Raw genomic sequence first — 20036 nt, 5'->3', positions numbered from 1 at the left:
TTAAAGTCCCCCAGAATTGGGCAGGGCCGTTTCGTTCTAGCCCACAAATCAAGTTTTAGGGCCTTAACGCGCACGGCCCTGCTTCTATCCGGGCTTCCCGGCAATTGGAGCTAAGGGTAGTGACAGAGCTAGCCAGAATGTACCCAGTAGCCGCCATCGGTTACGAGCGGGTCGCGGCGGACGTAGACCAAACAAAAAGGAAGACTGCCAAGTCAGGCAAAGGATTCTCCCCCGTTATGGTTGGACAAAATTGGGCAATATCCCAGATGGAGAAACTTGCTCCTGTCTACGTCCGGCATGGCTGGCAGAAGGATGGAAACGGCACCTCTCAAATCCGAAAACAGCTTGGGTTAGAGAAAGATAAGAAAAACAAGTCCGTAGCCAAACCGAATACTCACGCGGTCGATGGGGTGGCCTTAGCGTGCGGATACTTCCTTAAATACGTCCGCTTTACTGGCTCTAATTCCCACGGTTACGTCTGGAAAGGCAAAGTTACCGTTACCCCATCCCCTTTCAAAATCATCACCCGTCCTGGTGCTGTCAAACGAGGGAAAGAGTATGGCTTCTTCCGTCGTCAACTTCATTTCGAGGTTCCCGACAAATCAGGGAAGAGGAAAAGAAAGGGCGGAACCATTACACCGTTTGGGCTAAGAGTCGGTGACCTAGTTAAAGCCACGAAGAAAGACAAGCAATTCATTGGATACGTTGGAGGATTCACTAACACCGACAAATCCAAGAAAGTATCTGTTTGCGATTACACATGGAAACGAATTGGTCAGTTTACGCCTAGCAAAGTGAAATTACTAAGGAGAAGCAATGGATTATGTATTGCCTGAGTGTTTGGGCGACTCCATACCTTCCGTCGCCCCGCTTACCTCTCCGCCTTACTGGGTTGAAGACGGAGATTCACGCGAATCATGTTGAACTTTAGTGACTGTTTTTGAGGGGTTTAACGAGTGAATATGACGATTCATTTGGTCTAAATATCGAGATAAAACTGAGTATTCGCTTTGAGGGAGGAGAGGATCATTTTTTTCGGTGACTGTCTTTTCTAAGGGTAAAATCCGAAAATTGTATTTGTTATTTGCTGAGTAACGATGTACCCAAGTGGGAAGGGCTTGAATTTCTGTGAATTCGATAGTTTCTTCGGGAAAATATTTACGAATATTGACTTTAAAAATTACCCCGAGATCTTTATAGTCTCCCCGTTGGTTAGAGATAAAATTTCCCATTGAATAAATAGCAACAGCTTTTTGAATGTTTCCAGATTTATCGGTTCGTTCAAAAACTTCATAGGGTTGTACCACATGAGGATGACTCCCTAAAATAATATCTGCACCTGCATCCACTAAACTTTTCACTAATTGTTTTTGCTGTTGATTGGGTTGGCGTTGATATTCTGAACCAAAGTGCAATGCAACAGTCACAACATCAACTCCTAAGTCTTCAGCGGCTTGAATATCTTCGATAATTTCTGCTTCGTCAATCAAATTGACTAAATAATCTTTTCCTTCTGGAATGGGGATACCATTGGTTCCATAGGTATAAGCTAGAATTGCCATCGAAATTTCGTTTTTTTCGAGAATTAAGATTTCTTCGTCTTCTTCTGCCGATGCAGCAGTTCCAACGGGTTCTATCCCCCGACTCCGAACATTTTCTAGGGTTTTTAAAACACCTGCTTCTCGACGATCTAAAGAATGATTATTTGCTGTCGTTAACACATTAAATCCGGCGTTTTTAATTGCATCTGCGAGGGTATCGGGTGCATTAAACATGGGATAGCCTGTATAGCCTGTTTCAGATCCGGCTAACGTTGTTTCTAAGTTTCCAATTGCCCAATCTCCCTGAGAAATGATCTCTTTGACTTCTGTAAAAAAGTTATCATAATTATAGGTTTTGGTGCTAGGATTATAACCGGATTTAATCTGAGATCCGTGCATCATAATATCCCCAACCGCGACTAATTTTGCTTCACGAGTGTAAGGTTGAGGGGGTGGGGGTTCAACGGGTGGCGTCGAGGCGGTTTGTTCGATAACGGTGGAGTTGGAATTAGACGGGCGATCGCATCCAGAAATGCAAAAAACACCTAAAATTAAAATTCCGGTGAAAAACTTTATCGGTTTTTGAGTTATTTTCATGGGTTCACTCCTCAAATCTCAATCAGACTTGTCAATTTTAGAATAGGAGTGATGCTTTTTAGAAGCTAAATTATTTAGACGTGAACCCAACAGCAAAACTTGATATCAACCCAATAAAAAGAGCTAGATGAATAGAGAGTCTAATCGAAACCCCAAAAGTTAGGTGTTTGCGATCGAGTGTTGAGGGATTACAGGGAACGGATCTCTGGTCTAATCAATATCAGACTTGGGAAAAATTGCATAAATGCAGTGAGTCGATCCTAATACTAAAGTAGAGCAGTCCGGGTCAGGCTGCTCAGAGGACACAACATTCTGTGTGTGATAAACTACTTTTCAAGCGACTTTCTCCTCCGGTTGGGGGGAACACTGTTGCTCTTTGACGACGATCCATCGACCCGTTTCCGGATCGCGATAGGTGGTAAAGGGGTTGGTTTGTAAGGGCTTTTCGCAGTTTTTCATGGTCATGTGATTGCTCTACCAAAGATGACAAAGCTCATTTTTGTGGTCATACTGTGATAATGACCTGAACACTGACAATTTTCCGTGATTTATTTTGCAATCAGGTTGTGAAATAGATCAACAAAACGTTGTGATGACAAACACTTACAGTTGTGATATAATATCCTCCATAAGCACCGACCAATTTCATAGTCCAAAAAACCGACTAATCGTTGGGAACCATTCTTGGCATTGTTGAACCAACTTCGCAACAGTCGGTAACTCTGCCATCAATCCCTTGAGGAGTCGTAATGCACCCTTGGCTTGTTGCTGCATGGTGTTATTTTGGGGATATTGACCCGCTTCGGCGAGGGTTTTAACCTGTTCTAACGCTTGGGCTTTGTCGGCGTCATCAAGTTCGGGACTCTCGGAAATAGCCGTTTGCAGTTGTTCTGACGGAAGTTCCGTTATACCATTTCGCAGTCAAATCTGCACTTTTTCGCCCCCCGGCCCATCTCTCCCTAGCCCCCTTTGAAAGGTGGGAAAAATAGGGAAAAGGAAGAAAGTTTTTGATGACAATGGGGAGTTATTAATAGTTTTAGAGATTTAATCATCCTCAAAATTCTCCCCTCACCGCCTCACCCTACCCTCTCCTAGAACGTGAGGAACTAGAGGTAAGAGACTAATGTCCGACTAACTTATCTCGTAACAGTTTAATCCGATCGCGTAATTTAGCGGCTTCTTCAAACTCCAGCTTTTTCGCGGCTACTTTCATTTGTTGTTCTAGCTGATCAATAAAGTTCGGAATTTCTTCTAGGGGTAATTCGTCAACTTGTTCATAAACTTGTTCTAACTGTTGAGCATTTAAGCGCCGAGAAACATCCAAAAAGTCTAAAATAGCATTGCTAAACTTTTTAACAATAGTTTGGGGTACAATTCCATTCTTTTCGTTATATTCTAGCTGAATTGTGCGTCGTCGTTCGGTTTCATCAATTGCTTTGATCATGCTATCGGTGAGGTTATCGGCATATAAAATCGCTTGACCTCGGGTGTTTCGCGCCGCCCGACCAATGGTTTGAATTAAGGAACGGGTCGCCCGCAAAAAGCCTTCTTTATCTGCATCCAAAATCACCACTAACGACACTTGAGGTAAATCTAAACCTTCCCGTAATAGGTTCACTCCAATCAACACGTCAAACACCCCTTGTTGTAAGTCGCGGATAATTTCAATCCGTTGAATGGATTTAATTTCTGAGTGTAGATATCGGACTTTTACACCTCTATCTTGTAGATATTCAGTTAAATCCTCTGCCATCCGTTTCGTCAAGGTCGTAATTAAAACCCGTTCATCTCGTTGGACTCGTTCCTGAATTTCTCCAAATAAATCATCAATTTGTCCTTCGGTTGGACGCACAAAAATCTCTGGGTCAACAACACCCGTCGGTCGAATAATTTGTTCAACCACTTCACCTTGAGACTGTTCAATTTCCCAATCTCCGGGTGTGGCTGAAACAAAAATACATTGATTCATTTTCTCCCAAAATTCTTCTGCTTTTAACGGACGGTTATCTGCTGCACTGGGTAAACGAAAACCATGTTCAACTAATACTCGTTTTCGGGATTGATCTCCGTTGTACATTCCCCGAATTTGAGGAATAGTCACATGAGATTCATCAATCACTAATAACCAATCTTTGGGAAAATAATCAATTAAACATTCTGGCGATTCTCCGGCTTGGCGTCCGGCTAAATGACGAGAATAGTTTTCAACGCCGTTGCAATATCCCACTTCTCGCAACATCTCTAAATCATAACGAGTCCGTTGGTTTAAGCGTTGGGCTTCTAATAGTTTGCCTGCATTTTCTAGGGCTTGAACTTGCTCTTTTAGTTCTGCTTCGATCTCATTACAAGCAACTTCTAAACGATCTTCTGGGGTAACAAAGTGACGGGCGGGATAAATATTTAAAGCTTCTACACTTTGTAAAACTTCTCCTGTTACCGGATCAATATAACGAATGGCATCGACTTCATCCCCAAAAAATTCGACTCGAATAATCCGATCTTCATAAGCGGGTCCTATTTCTAAAACATCTCCCTTAAGGCGGAAGCGCCCGCGAGTTAATTCTGTATCATTGCGAGTATATTGAACTGAGGCTAAATCTCGTAAAAGTTGACGTTGATCGAGTTCTTCTCCAACTCGCAGCGGAATAGCAGCTTTTAGGTATTCAGTCGGAATTCCTAACCCATAAATGCAGCTAATTGAAGCCACAACAATCACATCCCGACGTTCAAATAAGGATCGGGTAGCAGAGTGTCGCAGCATATCGATTTCGTCGTTAATAGAAGCGGTTTTTTCAATATAGGTATCGGTAACGGGAAGATAGGCTTCGGGTTGATAATAGTCGTAATAGCTGATAAAATATTCTACGGCGTTGTTTGGGAAAAATTCTCGTAACTCATTGCACAGTTGAGCCGCGAGGGTTTTATTATGGGCCAGTACCAGGGTGGGTCTACCAATTTTCTCGATCACTGCCGCGATTGTAAAAGTTTTTCCAGTTCCCGTTGCGCCTAATAATGTGGTAAATTGAGAGTTGGCTTGAACACTGTTAACCAGTTTGGCGATCGCTTGTGGTTGATCGCCCATAGGCTGAAAGGGTGACTGTAGATGGAATTGCGCCATTTTTCAGGAGGCAAGTGAGGTTCAACTTGGATGGTAGCACTTCTGCTGAGAATTCGGTGTTACCAGAGATTGTTATTTTTTTACTTATCGTTACAATATGTTATTTTTCTTAGTCCGCTATTTACTTAAACCCCAAAATATTTTATACTTTGTTTAGCATTCATCACAAAATAGATCTTAACCTCTACCAAAATGGCCGAGGACTAAGTTTGAAAAATGAGGTGAAATCTGGGGTTTAGTCGGCAAAGATCAAAGATTTAACGATTGATCGGGTCAGTCTAACCCATTTAATAAATAAAAGGTATTCAAACATGGCTGTTAGCTCTTCTACGACAGGAAGGAGGACTGCGCGAACCCGTCGAACTACAGGAAAGCGTATGAGTAAAGCTCAAGAAGACACTGTAAAAGCAGAAAACACAGAAAATAATCAGGAAAAAAATATGAGTAAGGACTTAGAAATGGAAAGCAAACCCACAAAAGCAGAATCATCAGTTCATTCTGCTCCGACTCAAATTCAGGTCGCTCATTCGGCGATGATTATGCCCAATCGTCCGATTGAGGAAAGTCATCTGGAAATCACCGGAACCATTATGGGCAACCGTCCGATTTTCAAAACCGAGAGTGCTTCAGGAGTTAGTTTTGTCCATTCAGAAGACTCTGTAGGGGCGATGGCAAACCGTCCGGTGGCAACAACCCAGTTACAAATTACATCGATGCTGGTTAACCGCCCTGTCGCTTCTAACGAAGTAGATGATCCCTATGCGTTAATGGGATATCTCGACTAAAGGACATTTTCTGAGGTAGCAAAAGCTTTAGAACTGTTGTTAGAGTTATCAATTTTCAGTCGTCATTCTGAGTTCAAAGAAGGGTATTGAGATACTACTTGATCTACTCAGTGTGACGAATATTTTTAGAGGTTAAATTTTAAAAAACTTTTTGTTATCACCCTAAATTTATAGTTGTCACTGTCACTCTGAATGAAATGTAGAGTCTCCAAAGATTCTTTGCTTTGCTCAGAATGACAAGCAACATAATAACAAATATTCTGGTTCAAAATGAGCAATTAGCCAACATTTTTATTGATATTTTTTCGCCAACGTCGATAACCATACACTGCACCCCCAAGCAAGATGAAATAGGGACTAAAGGCGAGTAACCAAACCACTACACCGAACAAACCAAACGTCAATTCTGTTACTGCGTGAGTGGCTTTCCCCCACGTTTCTCCAACTTGTAATCCGAAGTTAGATTGAGAGGGCGAAGAAGCAGAAACAGCGACTTCTAGATTTAAAGTAATCGTAGAATAAGCAACTTGATTTTGAAGATTGCGAAGTTGGGCGTCGAGTCGTTCTATTGATTCTCGAATATTGCTGAGTTCGTTGGCGACTTGCAACACTTCTCCGACAGAACCCGAACGTTCCATAATTTTTAAAATCATTTCTTCTGATTTACGAAGATTTCGGAGTCGCGCCTGAGTATCAACAAGTTGATTGGAAACATCTTCAGTCGTAATTAAGCGATTTTCAACTGTTCCTAATTGAATTAAAGCATCAAGGGTTGATTCGAGTTTAGCTTGAGGAACCCGTAATTCTAGATTAGCCGTATGACGACTCGAATTATTTTGAGGTTGATAGTCTGCAAATCGTAGAATATCACCTTGTTGTCGTTGAACCAAAACGGTGACTGATGACAAGGTTTCATCTAAAGATTGAACAACGAGGGTGAGTTCAGCCCGTTTAATCAATTGGGGTTTTTGTTGGGGAATAGAGTCAGGAGAAGATGGAGGAGAACCCGCTACAGATTGAGGTACCGCTTGTTCTAACTGGGGGGAACTCGTCATTTCCTCTGAGAAGCTCGAAGGGGCAGAAGCACAGCTTGTCAGGGCAAAAATTGATAAAAACGCCCAAAGAAAACGTATTTTGTGGTTATCGTTATTCATCGCTAGATTGATCTCGATCAGGATTGCTTGGGGGGATCTTCAACGTCAACTTGCGTAACTCCGGATCGGGAAAAAGTAATATTTTTCTGTTTAAACAGAAGTTAGATTGATCTAAGTTTTTCACAAGATTCGGTATTTTCTCGGATACATATTGTAAATATAGAAGACAAGTTGGTGAATAGGAGTTAAAATTTAGGTAGAATTTCGGAATCGATCAAATAATTCAATTCATCAACTTTGGGAGCATTTACGGATGGAGTTCGGAGTTCAGCCAAGCCTAAGCTACACAGCAGAAAATTTAAGGGGTTATGACGATGAAAAAAATACTGGTTATTGAAGATGACGAAGCAATTAGAATGAGTATCCTAGAACTACTCATGATCGAGCAATATCAAGGGATAGGCGCAGAAGATGGATATCAAGGATTAGAACTGGCAAAAGAGGTACAGCCGGATTTAATCATCTGTGATATTATGATGCCTGGTTTTGATGGATATAGTGTTTTAAATGAGTTACAACAAAATCAGGGTACTGCCAATATTCCCTTTATTTTTCTGACAGCAAAAACCGAACGCCATGATCAACGAATGGGAATGGAACTCGGTGCCGATGATTATATTACTAAACCTTTTACGACAACTGAACTGCTAGAAGCGGTTAAAACCCGACTCAAAAAGCAGCAACACTATTTATCTAAATATAAGCAAGAACAAGCTTATGTACAACAACTTAACGATAAAGTTGCGGCTTTAGAGCAAGTCAGTCATTCTAAAGAAAAACAGCTTACCCAACTTTCTGAGGATTTACGCGCTCCACTTTCAACGATTCAAATGGCAGTTGAACTGTTGAGTATGGCTCCATCTTCCCAACTCAATTCGGTCAAACTCAAGGAAAAACAAAAACGTTATCTAAAAATTTTACAAGAAGAATGTGATCGAGAATTAGAGATTCTCAAACAAATATCTAACGTTCAACCGGAGCCACAATCGACAGAAACAAAACCCATGCGTTGGGGTTAAAAACTCAATTTCAAGGATTTAAAGTTGACCAAACTTCTAATTTATTTTCAACTCGGCGAATCACTTCGTTTGTAAACTCACTCATCATCAACTGCCCCCCTAAATCGGGAGTAGCTTTGCCTGCTTGTAGGGTTTCAAACACACTTTCATAAATCGCGCGAGAAGCCCGTTCCGCTTCCGATGTTCCCACATAAACTAACAACGCCGCCCCTGCTAAAATCATCGCCATCGGATTAGCAATGTTTTTCCCTTGTAAAGCCGGAGCCGTTCCGTGGGGGGCTTCGGCCATCACGGTTGTTACCTGACTTGCCGTTTCATTAAACCCCAAAACTAAACTCTCGGAACCTGCAATACTTCCGTACATTTGCAAAACCATATCTGAGAGCAAGTCTCCATCTCGGTTCAACGCCGGAATCACCAATGCCTCACCTGTGGTTTGCAATAGTAGGGCAAAAGTGGCATCTATCAACAAAGGTTGATAAGCAACATCCCCATAACGCTGAGAAGCCGCATCCAATTCTTCTTTAAACATCCCCTCATAGACTGGACTGACCGTAAATTTCGGCCCCCCAAAGACTCGCGCCCGGGTTCGTTGGGCATATTGAAACGTAAATTCAGCCACCGCCCGACAGGTGAGGCGAGAAACTTTTGAAGTTCGGAAGGCAATTTCATCTCCATTTTCGCCTAACTCCCGCCATTCTTTGGCCCCGTAAGCATCATCAACGGCCATTCGCACAATCGCAATGGGTGCATACACTCCCCCAATTGGCCGAATACTGGGAATTCGTCGCCCGATGCGTAAAATTACTTTTGCTTCCAATGCTTCGCGTAAAATAGCATTGGGACTGCCAACATCGCCAGGAATTTCCGGGGTGACGGTTGCGGCTTTGAGGGCGAGTCTACTTTCACGAGTCGTTTGGGCGGCTTCATGGACTACTCGATTATTTGTAGCTCGGCGATTTTCTAAGCTTAAATCAAAATCGATGAAGTTTAAAGGTTGGCGAGTGACCGAAGGGTTGAGAACACGCAAGGCTTCTGCGAGTAACTCCTCTCCAGTTTGGTCGCCGTGCATGACAACGAGATTGGGAATATATTCGCTCATCAGCACAGGAATTAATTTATGATCGTAGTTTACGATATCACTAAGTCATCTAAATTGCTAGTCAACTCCAGCAAAATAGAATATCTCAACAAATTTACGATTGAAATGATTTCATTCACACTCCTTTAATCACTAATCCTATGTTTGATCTAACAGGCTTTTTTAAAAAACTTCAGAATAAGTTTTTAGCCTTGCTCATTATCAGTACAATTATTCCGGTCTCTATTCTCACTGGATATGGTGTTATTTCTTCGACCGAGGCTTTAACAGATTCTGCTTTAAACCGAGTTTATTCTGCGGTGAGTTATACCGGAAAAGAAATTGAAAACTTTCTTGAAGATGTCAGTGGAGATGTTTTATTTCTGAGTAATAGTCCGACTTTAGTTGAGATGATTCAGACTGAAAATAATCAAAATGCTAATCAGCAGAATAATTTATCCTTTGAGCAAGGTCGGCAGAATCTTCAAACTCTATTCTTTAATCTAGCAAAAATTAAACCCAATTATCTACAAATTCGCTATCTTGACGAACAAGGCAATGAAATCGTTAGAGTTGATTCTGTACAAAACAAGATTGATATTATTGCAGACTCTCAACTCCAAAACAAAGCAGATCGGGACTATTTTATGGAAACAATAAAGCTAAAAAAAGGAGAAGTTTATGTTTCTGAGGTGAATTTGAATCGAGAACGAGGTAAAATAGAAGTTCCTTATAAACCTGTAATTCGGTATGCGACACCGATTTATGATCAAGCTGATAATAAACAAGGCATCATTATTATTAATGTCAATGCAAAGGCTTTTATTTCGATGCTTCAGAATGCTAAATCGTTTGAGAGTAGTCAGGTTTTTTTGATTAATTCTGATGGATATTATTTGGCGCATCCCAACCCAGATAAAACTTGGGGATTTGAGTTTAATAAAAATGAAACAATATTCAATGATTATCCGACTTCAGTTGTTGATAAAATCCTCTCAAATCAGCAAATTGATATTTTAACAGAGACTGATCGGTTAATTGGTTACTATCGTCTTTTTCCTAATCATAATAACGAAATTATTGTGGTTTCCACGACTCCAGATGAAACAGTTTTTGCTTCGGTGACTCGCTTTAAACAGGTAGCTGGATTAATTGTTTTTATGGGATTACTAATTTTATTAGGGGTGCAGCTTTGGATTGTACAACGTTTGATTAATATGATCAAAGAACTGGTGAGGAATATTTCGTTTTTTTCAACAGAAATAGTCTCAAATATTAGCGATCAAGAAAATATGACGAATCAACAAGTTACAGCAGTGAATCAAACGACAGTAGCCCTTGATGAGTTGAATACAACATCCCGACAAGTTGCCGAACAAGCTGTGGCTGCTTGTGTTGCTGCACAACAAGCTTTAGCATTGGTTCAAGACGGAGTAGAAACGGTTCAAGAAACTCATTCAGGCATCTCAATGTTGGAGAAAAAAGTGATAGAAATTGCTCAAAAAATTACTAAACTTCAGCAACATACTTATCAAATTTCTACGATTGCTCAAATTATTCGTGATATTAGCTATCAAACCAATATGCTCGCTTTAAATGCCGCAGTTGAGGCAGTACGTGCTGGAGAACAAGGAAAAGGTTTTGGTTTAGTCGCCAGTGAAATTCGGATATTAGCGGATCAAAGTAGTCAATCCGTTGAGAATATAAATTTGTTAGTTGATGATATCCAACAATCAATACAATCGACTGTAAAAGCAACACAAGAAGGAACAAAAACGGCTCGAAATGGAGTATTAGTTGCTCAAGCCACAACCGAAGCTTTTTCAGGGGTTGCTCAAGCGGTGAATGAGATTGTTATGAATAATCAAAGTATTTCTCATGTGACTCAACAACAAGCCGTTGCGATTGAGCAAATATTAACCGCTATGACAGATATTAATACAGCCGCAAAGCGCAATGCAAACAAAATTAGCCAAACTCGAACTCAAACAAAAACCTTAAACGACTCTGCTGTGAGTTTGAAAACTGTTTTACAATAGAGAATCTCTAAAAAACATCAGGAAGTTATATTTATCTATCGATATTTTTTTGATTTTTCTGTTATCGTTAAAACTTCAGTCGTTCTAGCTTGTGTAATTTTATCATGCTGAAAAAACTTGCTTTTTCTTTGGTAATTATCAGCATTATCATGGTGAGTTTATTTACAATTTTATCTTTGAATAACCAGAGTAAAACATATAATTTAACGATAGCAACTGGATCTACAGATGGTGAATACTATTCTTTTGCTCAGGCTTTATCTGAAGTTATTTATAAAAATAATCATAAAATAAAAATTAATATTTTAGAAACTGAAGGTGCAAAGCAGAATATAGAATTGTTAAAAAATAACCAGGCAGATTTAGCTCTAATTCAAAGTGATCTCTCTATTCCATCTAATACTAAAGCGGTTGCTTTTTTGTTTCCGGAAATGTTTCATTTAATTGCCACAGATCAATCCAAGATTAACAAGGTTAGTGATCTAAAAGGAAAACGCATTGCTTTGATGCCAGAGGGAAGCGGTTCTTATAATTTGTTTTGGTTATTAAGTCAGCATTATGGTTTGAAAGCCGATGATTTTGAAGTCATTGCTGTTCCGCCTGAACAGGCTTATACTTTACTCAATCAGAAAAAAGTTGATGCTTTGTTTAGAGTAATTGCTTTAGGAAATGCTGGAATTAATGAACTGCTTAAATCTGGTGAAAATCGTTTAGTTCCTATCGAACAAGCGGCTGCACTACAACTCTTTCAACCTGCTTGAGAAGCCAGTAAAATTCCCGTTGGGACTTATAATGGTTCGATTCCGATTCCAGCAGAAGATTTACCGATTGTGGCTCTCCGATCAGTTTTAATTACTCAGAAAAATATAGACAAAACTGTAATTTATGAAATCACTCAAATTTTATTTGAATCTCGTAATGAATTAACAACTAAAAATCCCCAAGCTGCGATGATTCATAAACCGGAATCTCTACAAGATTTAGGTTTTTCTTTCCATCCTGGAGCCAAAGATTATTATTATCAAGATGAACCAACCTTTTTAGAGAAATATGCTGAACCGATGGGATTTGTACTTTCGGTGGCTGTATTAGGAATTTCGAGCCTCTGGCAATTTCGACTCTGGTTTCAAGGACGACAAAAAAATCGGGCAGATTTATATAATTTAGAACTGATTAGCATCATTGATCAAATCAACTCGGCTGAAAGTATTGCTGAGTTAAAAAACCTTCGTCGTCAATTATTTACGATTTTCAAAGAAGTGATTATTGATCTAGATAAAGATCGAATTTCCTCAGACTCTTTTCAATCTTTTACCTTCACTTGGAAAGTAGCAATCTCCTCAATTCATCACCAAGAGAATCTACTAAGAACTAATTCTCATCAACAGCTAACTGAACCCAAGCTAAATTAAAGTAAATCACTTAAAAATCAGATCGAACTAACACACAATCACCCTCTTTTTTAGCTTGTTTAAGAGCTTTTTCTGAATGCTGAATTAAAGTTTTGACTTCTTGAATTGGAGTGGGTATAATACTTGTAGTCCCCAAACTCATTGTCACATAACAACTCATCGGTGAATCTTGATGCGGAATTTGTAATAATTTCACCCGAGTCCGAATGGCTTCTGCTATTTTTACAGCCCCTTCTAGATGAGTATTGGGTAGAAGAATTGCAAAGATTTCTTGATCGTAACGAGCAACTAAATCCGCAGGTCGTTTAGCCGTTTCCAGAAAAACCGCCGCGACCAATTGTAAGCAAGAATCTCGGGCTGCACTACCATAAATTTGATGATAATGTTCAAAACCATCAACTTGACAAAGAATTAGAGAGAGAAAACAAGACTCTCGTTCTAATCGTTTCCACTCTATTTCTATGATTTTATCAAAATAGCGACGATTAGAAATTTGAGTTAAATCATCTTTAATTTTTTGTTGTTTTAGCTGTTCTTTAACCGCTTTTAATTGGATCAATAATTGAGCTTGTTGAATAGCAATTGCCACTTGCATTACTATTTGATTCAGAAAATTCAGTTCAAAAGGTTGCCAATCTCGCCGATCACGTTGATGAATAACAAGCATTCCCCAAAGTTGAGATTTAGAAGTTTCTTCAAAGTGATAATTGTGAACTAAAATTGGCAAAATGAGTTCAGATTGAATTCCAAGTTGAAACTGTTGAGCTTGAATTGATTCATCAATTTCAGAAGGATTACAAACTGTTCCTTGCTCAAGTTGATGTAAAATTTTGTCAGAGTTCCAGGAACTATATAAAATATTTTTCAGACTCAAACTTTCACTCTCTGATAAAGATTCAGAGAGGAGTATATCAAGATTGGCAACGGGTTTATGATAAATTAAAATGCGATCAGCCCGAATAATTTTCCGAACATTTATTGTAATAATATTAAGAATATCTTGAAGATTTTTCTTTTGATAAATTGCATAGGAAATTTTGCCCAGTACATACTCATGTTCTTGAAGCTGATAGCATTGAGTTTCCCATGATGTCTGTTTATTCATACCCCAGATGTGATCAAATAATATTAGATTAGATGAGGTAAAAGATTAAACAAAGCGACAAGATTAAAAGTTTTAATCTAGGCTGCAAAGATTTTTAGTGATAATCTAAGTCTCAATATTTTGATCCAGAAAATCACTGAGATTGGTCTAATCAACCTATGAATTAACCCTTGATTTTGATCGAGCGCCTTAGCCTAAAACCTCCTGTTGATTAGCCCTATTTTAGCTTTCAGTTCCAGTTTAACCTCATTTACCGGATCAGGCTCTAGTTTGCGGCTACAAAGACCCGATCGCGTCCATTTTTTTTGGCTTCGTAGAGAGCTTGATCGGCTCGGAGAATTAAGGTTTTGGGCATCAGAGGCGGTTCAGGAATGGTACTGGCGACCCCAACACTAATCGTCACATAGGGTGCAACGGGAGATTTTTCATGGGGAATTTGTAGCGCTCGAACTTTGGAGCAAATCATTTCTGAGACTAAAATTGCGCCTTCGAGATCGGTTTTTGGTAGGAGAATCGCAAATTCTTCTCCCCCATAACGAGCAACTAAATCCCCAGATCGTTTGACTTCTTCTTGCAAAACCTGAGCTACTTTTTGTAAACAACTATCTCCGGCTAAATGACCATAAGTATCGTTATAGCGTTTAAAATAATCAATATCACAAATAATCAACGATAAAGTTTCTGTTTCTCGCCGCAGTCTATTCCATTCTTGGGAGAGAATTTTGTCAAAGAAACGACGATTAGCGACAAGAGTTAAGCCATCCGTCATTGCCATTTTTTCAAGTTCTTGATTAGCTATTTTTAGTTGTTCATAAAGTTCCGCTTGTTGAATTACAACTGCTATCGGTGTTGCTAACTGTTCAAGTAAGTGAACTTCCCATTTTTCCCAACGCCGACTCTGAGTCAGTTGACAAGCAATCAACATACCCCATAATTTATTTTCAGGACATGATAAAGAAGAAGTTGATGAAGTTTTAGTGATGATGGGTATAATTAATTCGGAATTTATTCCGAGTTCTAGCCACCAGTTTCGTAGGTTAGCTGAGAGAAAAGATTGATTGAGATCATCAATACTAATAACAATTCCTTCTTCTAAGACTGACAAAAAATACGAAGGAACTAAAGCTTCTTTGGGTAAATTATTAAATTGTTTCGCTAAATTTAAACTGAAAGAATTGGCGACAATATTTCCTTCATCTTCAAAAGTAATTTGATAAAATAATACCCCATCAACTTTCAAGAGTTGTCTCACTTCACTAACAGTTGTTTTGAGAATATGTTCTAAACTTAGTGATTGGCGAATGCGTTGAGTCATTACAGTCAAAAGATTATTCTGTTCTAACTGATGATGAAATTGTAGTTCAAGTTGTTTTTGTTTAGTGATATCTCGACCAATCCAAAGTAATTCTTGACGTTCAAAGGGACTGCGGCTAAATATAGAGCAAGAAAAAGAGATAATAATTTCTTTTCCCGTTTTAGTTTTACAATAAAGTTCAAAACTATTATGGTGCATTTTGTCTAAAAGAAAATCTGACAAATCCATCGTATTTTTGGAGTGTTGATCTGAAAAAATATGAGCAATAGATTCATCAATTAATTCATCTTCTTGATACTCAAGTAGATTTTGTGTAGCTTGATTTATTTTAGTGATTATCCCAGATGAATTAGTAATTAATAATATATCATTCATGGCGTGAATGATTTGATTAGTATAATTATTGGCTTGTTCAAGTCGAGAAACAGAGAGTTCATACTCTTTATAAATTTGGCTATATTTTTGTTCTCTAACCATCCATTCAGTTTTGTCATCAAATAAAATGATAATTTCTCCATCTAAATAGGTAAAATTTTCTTCGTTTTTTAAAATATAAGCATCAAAATATACAGGAGAATCTGTTTCTACATTTCTCGCAATTCCTTTGAATTCAAAATGACTGATTTGATCTTCTAATAGTTGCTCATAAATGGATTCAAGTCCCACAAATTCAGGAAAACTTAAACTAATCTCATTTCCATGTTTAACATTTTCAGGACAGTCTGAAAATAGATTTACATTTAGAGAAAATTCTACAATAATACTCTCACTATCTATGGAGATATATTCATAGTCAATTTGTCGAGGGGAAAAAAACGTTTTGAGTAATTCATTCATAACGTACTCTTAATAATTATCCTATTGGTAAATACTTTTAACGAAAAATATCAAGAAAATAAAGAATTTTATAAAAAATCATCAATTAATTAAAATCTTAATTACAAAGTTATCTAATTTAAAAAAGATTTAAAAAATTCCCAGATATAATTCTTTGATCATCATATCTTAGGAATAAACTGATGTGACAATAAATGAAACATTTCGTCAACATAAGCCCCCGTTTTAGCCGAAGTTTGATAAGTTGACAAAATTTGATTTGTTTTGTTATTGGAAGATTGATGAATTAATCCCTCTAGGTTTTCAGGATCAAGTAGATCAATTTTATTGAATGCGACGACAACCCAGGCTTTTGGATTAATCGATAAAAACAAATTAATATGTTCAGAAATATTATCCAGCGTCTCTTGACGGGTAACATCCCCCACGACCACAGCCCCACTCGCACCCTGCAAATAACTGGGCGTAATTCCTTTAAACTTTGTATGACCCTCCAAATCCCAAATTAATAGTTGAATTGACTGCTGAGATCCAGTTTCAGAAGCAACTAAATCCACTTGTTTACGAGAAATTTTTACCCCAACCGTCGAAAGATACTGATCACTAAACTGACGATCAACAAACCGTCGAATTAAACTCGTTTTTCCCACGCCAAAGTCACCAATTAAACAGATTTTTTTAGAAATTAAAGCCATGACTACTTTCCCTGATCTTCTGGTAATATTATCTCAAAAATAACCGCTCGACTCAACCAATCTGGCTGATTTTCTTCAACTCCAGGTGGACGTTCATTTTTTCCGATTGCTGTCATTCGTCTACGATCAATCCCATAACTTTCTAAAGCTATTTGTACGGCTTGTGATCGCTTCCAAGCCAACTTAGAATTTTTCTTCGTTTTTTCTTCGGGATGACTATACCCAACAATGCGAACTTTTAGATTCGGATATTGCTTCAAATATTGAGACACTGGATAAATTTTGATAATCATATCTTCCGACCTAAATTCATCTGAACTTAGGTTAAAATAAACTCGGGTAGCAATCGGTACAGGTTCCACTTGAATACTCGATACAACTGAGTTCACACCCTCAATATTCTCAAAAGCTTGAGTCACATTTTCCCTATCACTTGGCTGAATAACTTTCCCCTCAATAGTGACTTGATCCGGTTCATACTGAGTAGAAATCGAAATCCCATTCATTTGATTGAGAGTCTCAGTCATCCGTTGAACTTCAGCCTCCACTAACACTGGATCAGGCGGAACCTTAACCGCTATAATATCGTTATCAACCGTCCAATTCGGTACAATTTGCTGCACAATTGTTTCTGCTTTTTCTCGTAAGCGTTGATTGGGTAACTTTCCATTTAACATCACTGTATTACCCTGAGCATCCACTGTTAACCGATAAATTGCTAATTCGGGTTCAGAATCCAACGCTGTCATGACTTCAGTTTCAACTCGATGAATCACACCACTACGATATTGAACAATTGCCAGAGGAATCAAAACCGAACCCAAAATTATCCCTGTTAGAAACAATAATGTTTTTGGAGATTTCTCCTGATGTTGCTTCGTTTCCACTTCCATCAGCTTTTCTAACTCAGCTAAAATTTCAGGAGGAACCGTTTCCGGATCACCCTCAAATGTCTCTATTTCCCGTCCATACTTCTGAGTAATTTTAATCAGCATTGTCCGAATTTTTTTCAGAAATTTATTTTTAATTTCACCTTGAACAATCACCGCCAAATAACAATATCCTGCCACTTCAATGACAATCCGAGAATCGCCGTATTCAATCTCATTGAGTTCTTGAACTTGCTCGGCTTGTACAATACAATCATTCACAAAACTCCGAATCGCGGTCAGCATTCCCGCCAACATTTCTGATTCTAATCTCGCCTCACCCGACTGCTGAACTTCTGAAATAATCAAACCCGAACCTTTATGAATCAAAAATACTGCTTGCACAGTACATTTCATCACCTCTTGCCAAATCAGTTCAGCCTCAGAAATTCCCTGTAGTTTTGCGCGAATTTTTCGGTTAATCCCCTCAATACTAAAAGCATTAGAAACTTTATCATTAATCTCTTGAATTGCTTCACCTAAATAGCGAGTAATGGTACTTCCAATCACAGGATAAAGCGCATCTACCATCGAATCTCGCTCTAAAATCACCTGTTCTTTGATCACTTTACCCATTGTTGGAGCTAAAGCATCTACAATTTCATCTTGATCTAAACGAATTTGTTCTCGAATTGCCGATCCAATTTCTGGCCCGATTGCTTGAGCAATTTCCTGGGGAGAATTGCGAATTTGATGTTTAATTGCTTCAGGGATTAAATCTGCAATTGCTGCACTCATTTGTTCACGATTATCCTTCGTTCTCGCCAGAATTACCTGATCAATAATCGGCTTCAAAGCTTGAATAATATCTTCTTTAGAATCATTAACTTTATGATTTAAAATATCGGCAATCCAGGGACGAATTAACTGAATCAGTTGTTCGGGTTCATAAATCTGATATTCAAGAGATTTTAACTGAGAAGAAATTGTCTCAAGTAACTGACGCACTTCCGGCAAATCCGATTCAAAAATCTGTTGTTTTAATTGTTCAAAATCTGAGCGTGTAGACCCAAAAATTAAATCTTGTAACTGTTCTAATGAATCATCAGAATTAGACGCTGTAGATTCAACCCTCAAGCTTTCAAACGCTTCTAATACCTCCTCTAGTTCTTCTGGATCAGATTGAGATTCAGCAGGAGAAGATTCTTCTATTGTCAAGTCTACTTCTGTTTCCGCTTGATGAGATTTAACAGGCGTCACCGAATAACTAACATCAACAGCATCTGTCGGAACTTCTAATAAAGTGTGTAGAGAAGTTAAATCAACATCCTCATAATTTAATAAAATTTCATCTTGTTTATGGGGTTCTTTTTTGGGCTGATCATTCTCAGTTGATTTGTGATTTTTTTGGAAAGAGACATCATTTTCTGGAGAATGATCAAAATGTTCTGATTTATGATTTTGAGCTGATGTTTCAAGAGTTTCTTCTGATGAATCAGCAACAGATGGATTGACAGCCTCAAACAAAAAATCCAAAACTTTTGATTCAGTATCAGTATTTTGTGAGGATTCTAGAGATTTATCTGATGTAGCTTTCTTCGGTTTTTCAGATGAATTGGATCGAGATAAATTCTCTGATTGAGTAGAAGTTGAAGTTTGCCCCGGAGACATCTGTAAATCAAGCAACAGTTCTAGTAAAGGCTCTAGAGCTTTTACTTCTGAAACGCTTGATTTTTCAACCCGAGATGCACCAGAATCAAATGAAAAAGAATCGGATTGTTTTTTGGAGACTGCCATCACTTTTCCCTAATTATTGATGCTGTCCTTCAGGAAGTAAATAATCGCCATTCACCTCTTGTTCTGTCGCTCCTTTTAAAACGGGGACAAACTCCGTTTTTTTCAATCTCATGCCCACTTCAAACAAAATTTCAGCCATCTCACCCCGAGCCACTTTACCTTCACTTAGATGAGAAAAACGACGTTCTAACTCCTCAAAAACTTGAGTCCTCAGCGTTTGAATTTCCTCCTGCGACTTATCTCTCGATTGAGCAATTTCTGACTTCATCGACTTCGTTTGGCTTTCTAAATTCTCTCGAATCGCATCAATATTATGAGCAAATTTTCGATTGGTTCCCTCAAGTTGGTGTCTGAGATCAGCCGTTTCTTCTTGAGTGCTAAGTGTTAAAGTTTTAATTTTTTTCTCAACTCCATCTACAGAAGTCTTAAGTTCACTCAACAAAGCGATCCGCATTTGCTCAATTCGATCCTGAAGATTTTGTTGAACTAAAGATAGGTTTGACTCCAATTGTTCAAAGCGATTATTATATTCTCGGGATTGTCCTCCGAACAGGATATCACGGATTTGGTCAATATTTCCCAACCGTTCTCGCATTTCTTCTTTAGATATATCAGCCATCAGTTTTCCTGTAACTATAGTTTGACAAAGGTTTTAAAGAGAGTCGGCACCAA

Annotated in this window: 15 protein-coding genes and 1 pseudogene; 5 read left to right on the top strand and 11 right to left on the bottom strand. The window is 38.6% G+C overall.

Annotation, left to right across the window (positions count from 1 at the left end; translation table 11 throughout):
- Positions 1 to 119: 119 nt before the first annotated feature.
- Positions 120 to 836, top strand: coding sequence for a hypothetical protein (locus M595_RS01520; RefSeq protein ID WP_023064246.1), 717 nt, complete (start codon positions 120 to 122; stop codon positions 834 to 836).
- A 48-nt stretch (positions 837 to 884) separates the two neighbouring features.
- On the opposite strand, the gene M595_RS01515 is transcribed toward M595_RS01520, so the two are convergent.
- The 4 genes from M595_RS01515 to uvrB all read right to left on the bottom strand — a co-directional run bounded on the left by M595_RS01515 (position 885) and on the right by uvrB (position 5256).
- Entirely contained in the window at positions 885 to 2138 is a 1254-nt protein-coding gene (locus M595_RS01515) for a CapA family protein (protein ID WP_023064067.1), read from the bottom strand.
- Between the two features lie 333 nt (positions 2139 to 2471).
- The gene (locus tag M595_RS32630; RefSeq protein ID WP_275044453.1) at positions 2472 to 2597 is read right to left on the bottom strand and encodes a hypothetical protein; all 126 of its coding nucleotides are present in this window, start codon (positions 2595 to 2597) and stop codon (positions 2472 to 2474) included.
- A gap of 186 nt (positions 2598 to 2783) precedes the next feature.
- Positions 2784 to 2912 (bottom strand): hypothetical protein, encoded by a 129-nt coding sequence (locus tag M595_RS32625; RefSeq protein ID WP_023064117.1) that lies wholly within the window; start codon positions 2910 to 2912, stop codon positions 2784 to 2786.
- Positions 2913 to 3258: 346 nt separating this feature from the next.
- Positions 3259 to 5256, bottom strand: coding sequence for an excinuclease ABC subunit UvrB (gene uvrB / locus M595_RS01510; protein ID WP_040483412.1), 1998 nt, complete (start codon positions 5254 to 5256; stop codon positions 3259 to 3261).
- 311 nt (positions 5257 to 5567) lie between these two features.
- On the opposite strand from uvrB, the gene M595_RS01505 reads away from it, so the two are divergent.
- Entirely contained in the window at positions 5568 to 6041 is a 474-nt protein-coding gene (locus M595_RS01505; protein WP_152983521.1) for a hypothetical protein, read from the top strand.
- Positions 6042 to 6319: 278 nt separating this feature from the next.
- On the opposite strand, the gene M595_RS01500 is transcribed toward M595_RS01505, so the two are convergent.
- On the bottom strand, positions 6320 to 7195 hold the full coding sequence (locus M595_RS01500) for a DUF4349 domain-containing protein (protein WP_023064243.1): 876 nt from the start codon (positions 7193 to 7195) through the stop codon (positions 6320 to 6322).
- A gap of 314 nt (positions 7196 to 7509) precedes the next feature.
- Here M595_RS01500 and M595_RS01495 point away from each other — a divergent pair, with 314 nt between their 5' ends.
- A complete protein-coding gene (locus M595_RS01495) occupies positions 7510 to 8214 on the top strand; it encodes an ATP-binding response regulator (RefSeq protein WP_023064159.1) in 705 nt (234 codons plus the stop codon).
- A 10-nt stretch (positions 8215 to 8224) separates the two neighbouring features.
- Here M595_RS01495 and M595_RS01490 read toward each other — a convergent pair whose 3' ends face one another.
- Positions 8225 to 9316: an isocitrate/isopropylmalate family dehydrogenase gene (locus M595_RS01490; protein ID WP_023064100.1), complete on the bottom strand. Its 1092-nt coding sequence runs from the start codon at positions 9314 to 9316 to the stop codon at positions 8225 to 8227.
- 140 nt (positions 9317 to 9456) lie between these two features.
- On the opposite strand from M595_RS01490, the gene M595_RS01485 reads away from it, so the two are divergent.
- Together M595_RS01485 and M595_RS01480 are read left to right on the top strand one after the other, a co-directional pair.
- Positions 9457 to 11334, top strand: coding sequence for a methyl-accepting chemotaxis protein (locus M595_RS01485; RefSeq protein WP_023064076.1), 1878 nt, complete (start codon positions 9457 to 9459; stop codon positions 11332 to 11334).
- A gap of 104 nt (positions 11335 to 11438) precedes the next feature.
- Positions 11439 to 12746: pseudogene (locus tag M595_RS01480) on the top strand (TAXI family TRAP transporter solute-binding subunit).
- Positions 12747 to 12756: 10 nt separating this feature from the next.
- Here the strand turns inward: M595_RS01480 and M595_RS01475 are convergent.
- The 5 genes from M595_RS01475 to M595_RS01455 form a co-directional block, all read right to left on the bottom strand.
- A complete protein-coding gene (locus tag M595_RS01475; RefSeq protein ID WP_023064203.1) occupies positions 12757 to 13851 on the bottom strand; it encodes a GGDEF domain-containing protein in 1095 nt (364 codons plus the stop codon).
- 265 nt (positions 13852 to 14116) lie between these two features.
- Positions 14117 to 16003, bottom strand: a complete 1887-nt coding sequence (locus M595_RS01470) for a sensor domain-containing diguanylate cyclase (RefSeq protein ID WP_023064091.1) — start codon at positions 16001 to 16003, stop codon at positions 14117 to 14119.
- Positions 16004 to 16164: 161 nt separating this feature from the next.
- Positions 16165 to 16698, bottom strand: coding sequence for a Rab family GTPase (locus M595_RS01465; protein ID WP_023064144.1), 534 nt, complete (start codon positions 16696 to 16698; stop codon positions 16165 to 16167).
- A 2-nt stretch (positions 16699 to 16700) separates the two neighbouring features.
- On the bottom strand, positions 16701 to 19364 hold the full coding sequence (locus tag M595_RS01460; protein ID WP_023064134.1) for a BON domain-containing protein: 2664 nt from the start codon (positions 19362 to 19364) through the stop codon (positions 16701 to 16703).
- Positions 19365 to 19377: 13 nt separating this feature from the next.
- Entirely contained in the window at positions 19378 to 19983 is a 606-nt protein-coding gene (locus M595_RS01455; protein WP_023064113.1) for a hypothetical protein, read from the bottom strand.
- Positions 19984 to 20036 lie beyond the last annotated feature (53 nt).

Source organism: Lyngbya aestuarii BL J, from assembly GCF_000478195.2.
GTDB classification, from domain to species: domain Bacteria; phylum Cyanobacteriota; class Cyanobacteriia; order Cyanobacteriales; family Microcoleaceae; genus Capilliphycus; species Capilliphycus aestuarii.
This window is presented reverse-complemented; position numbering and strand designations above follow the sequence as displayed.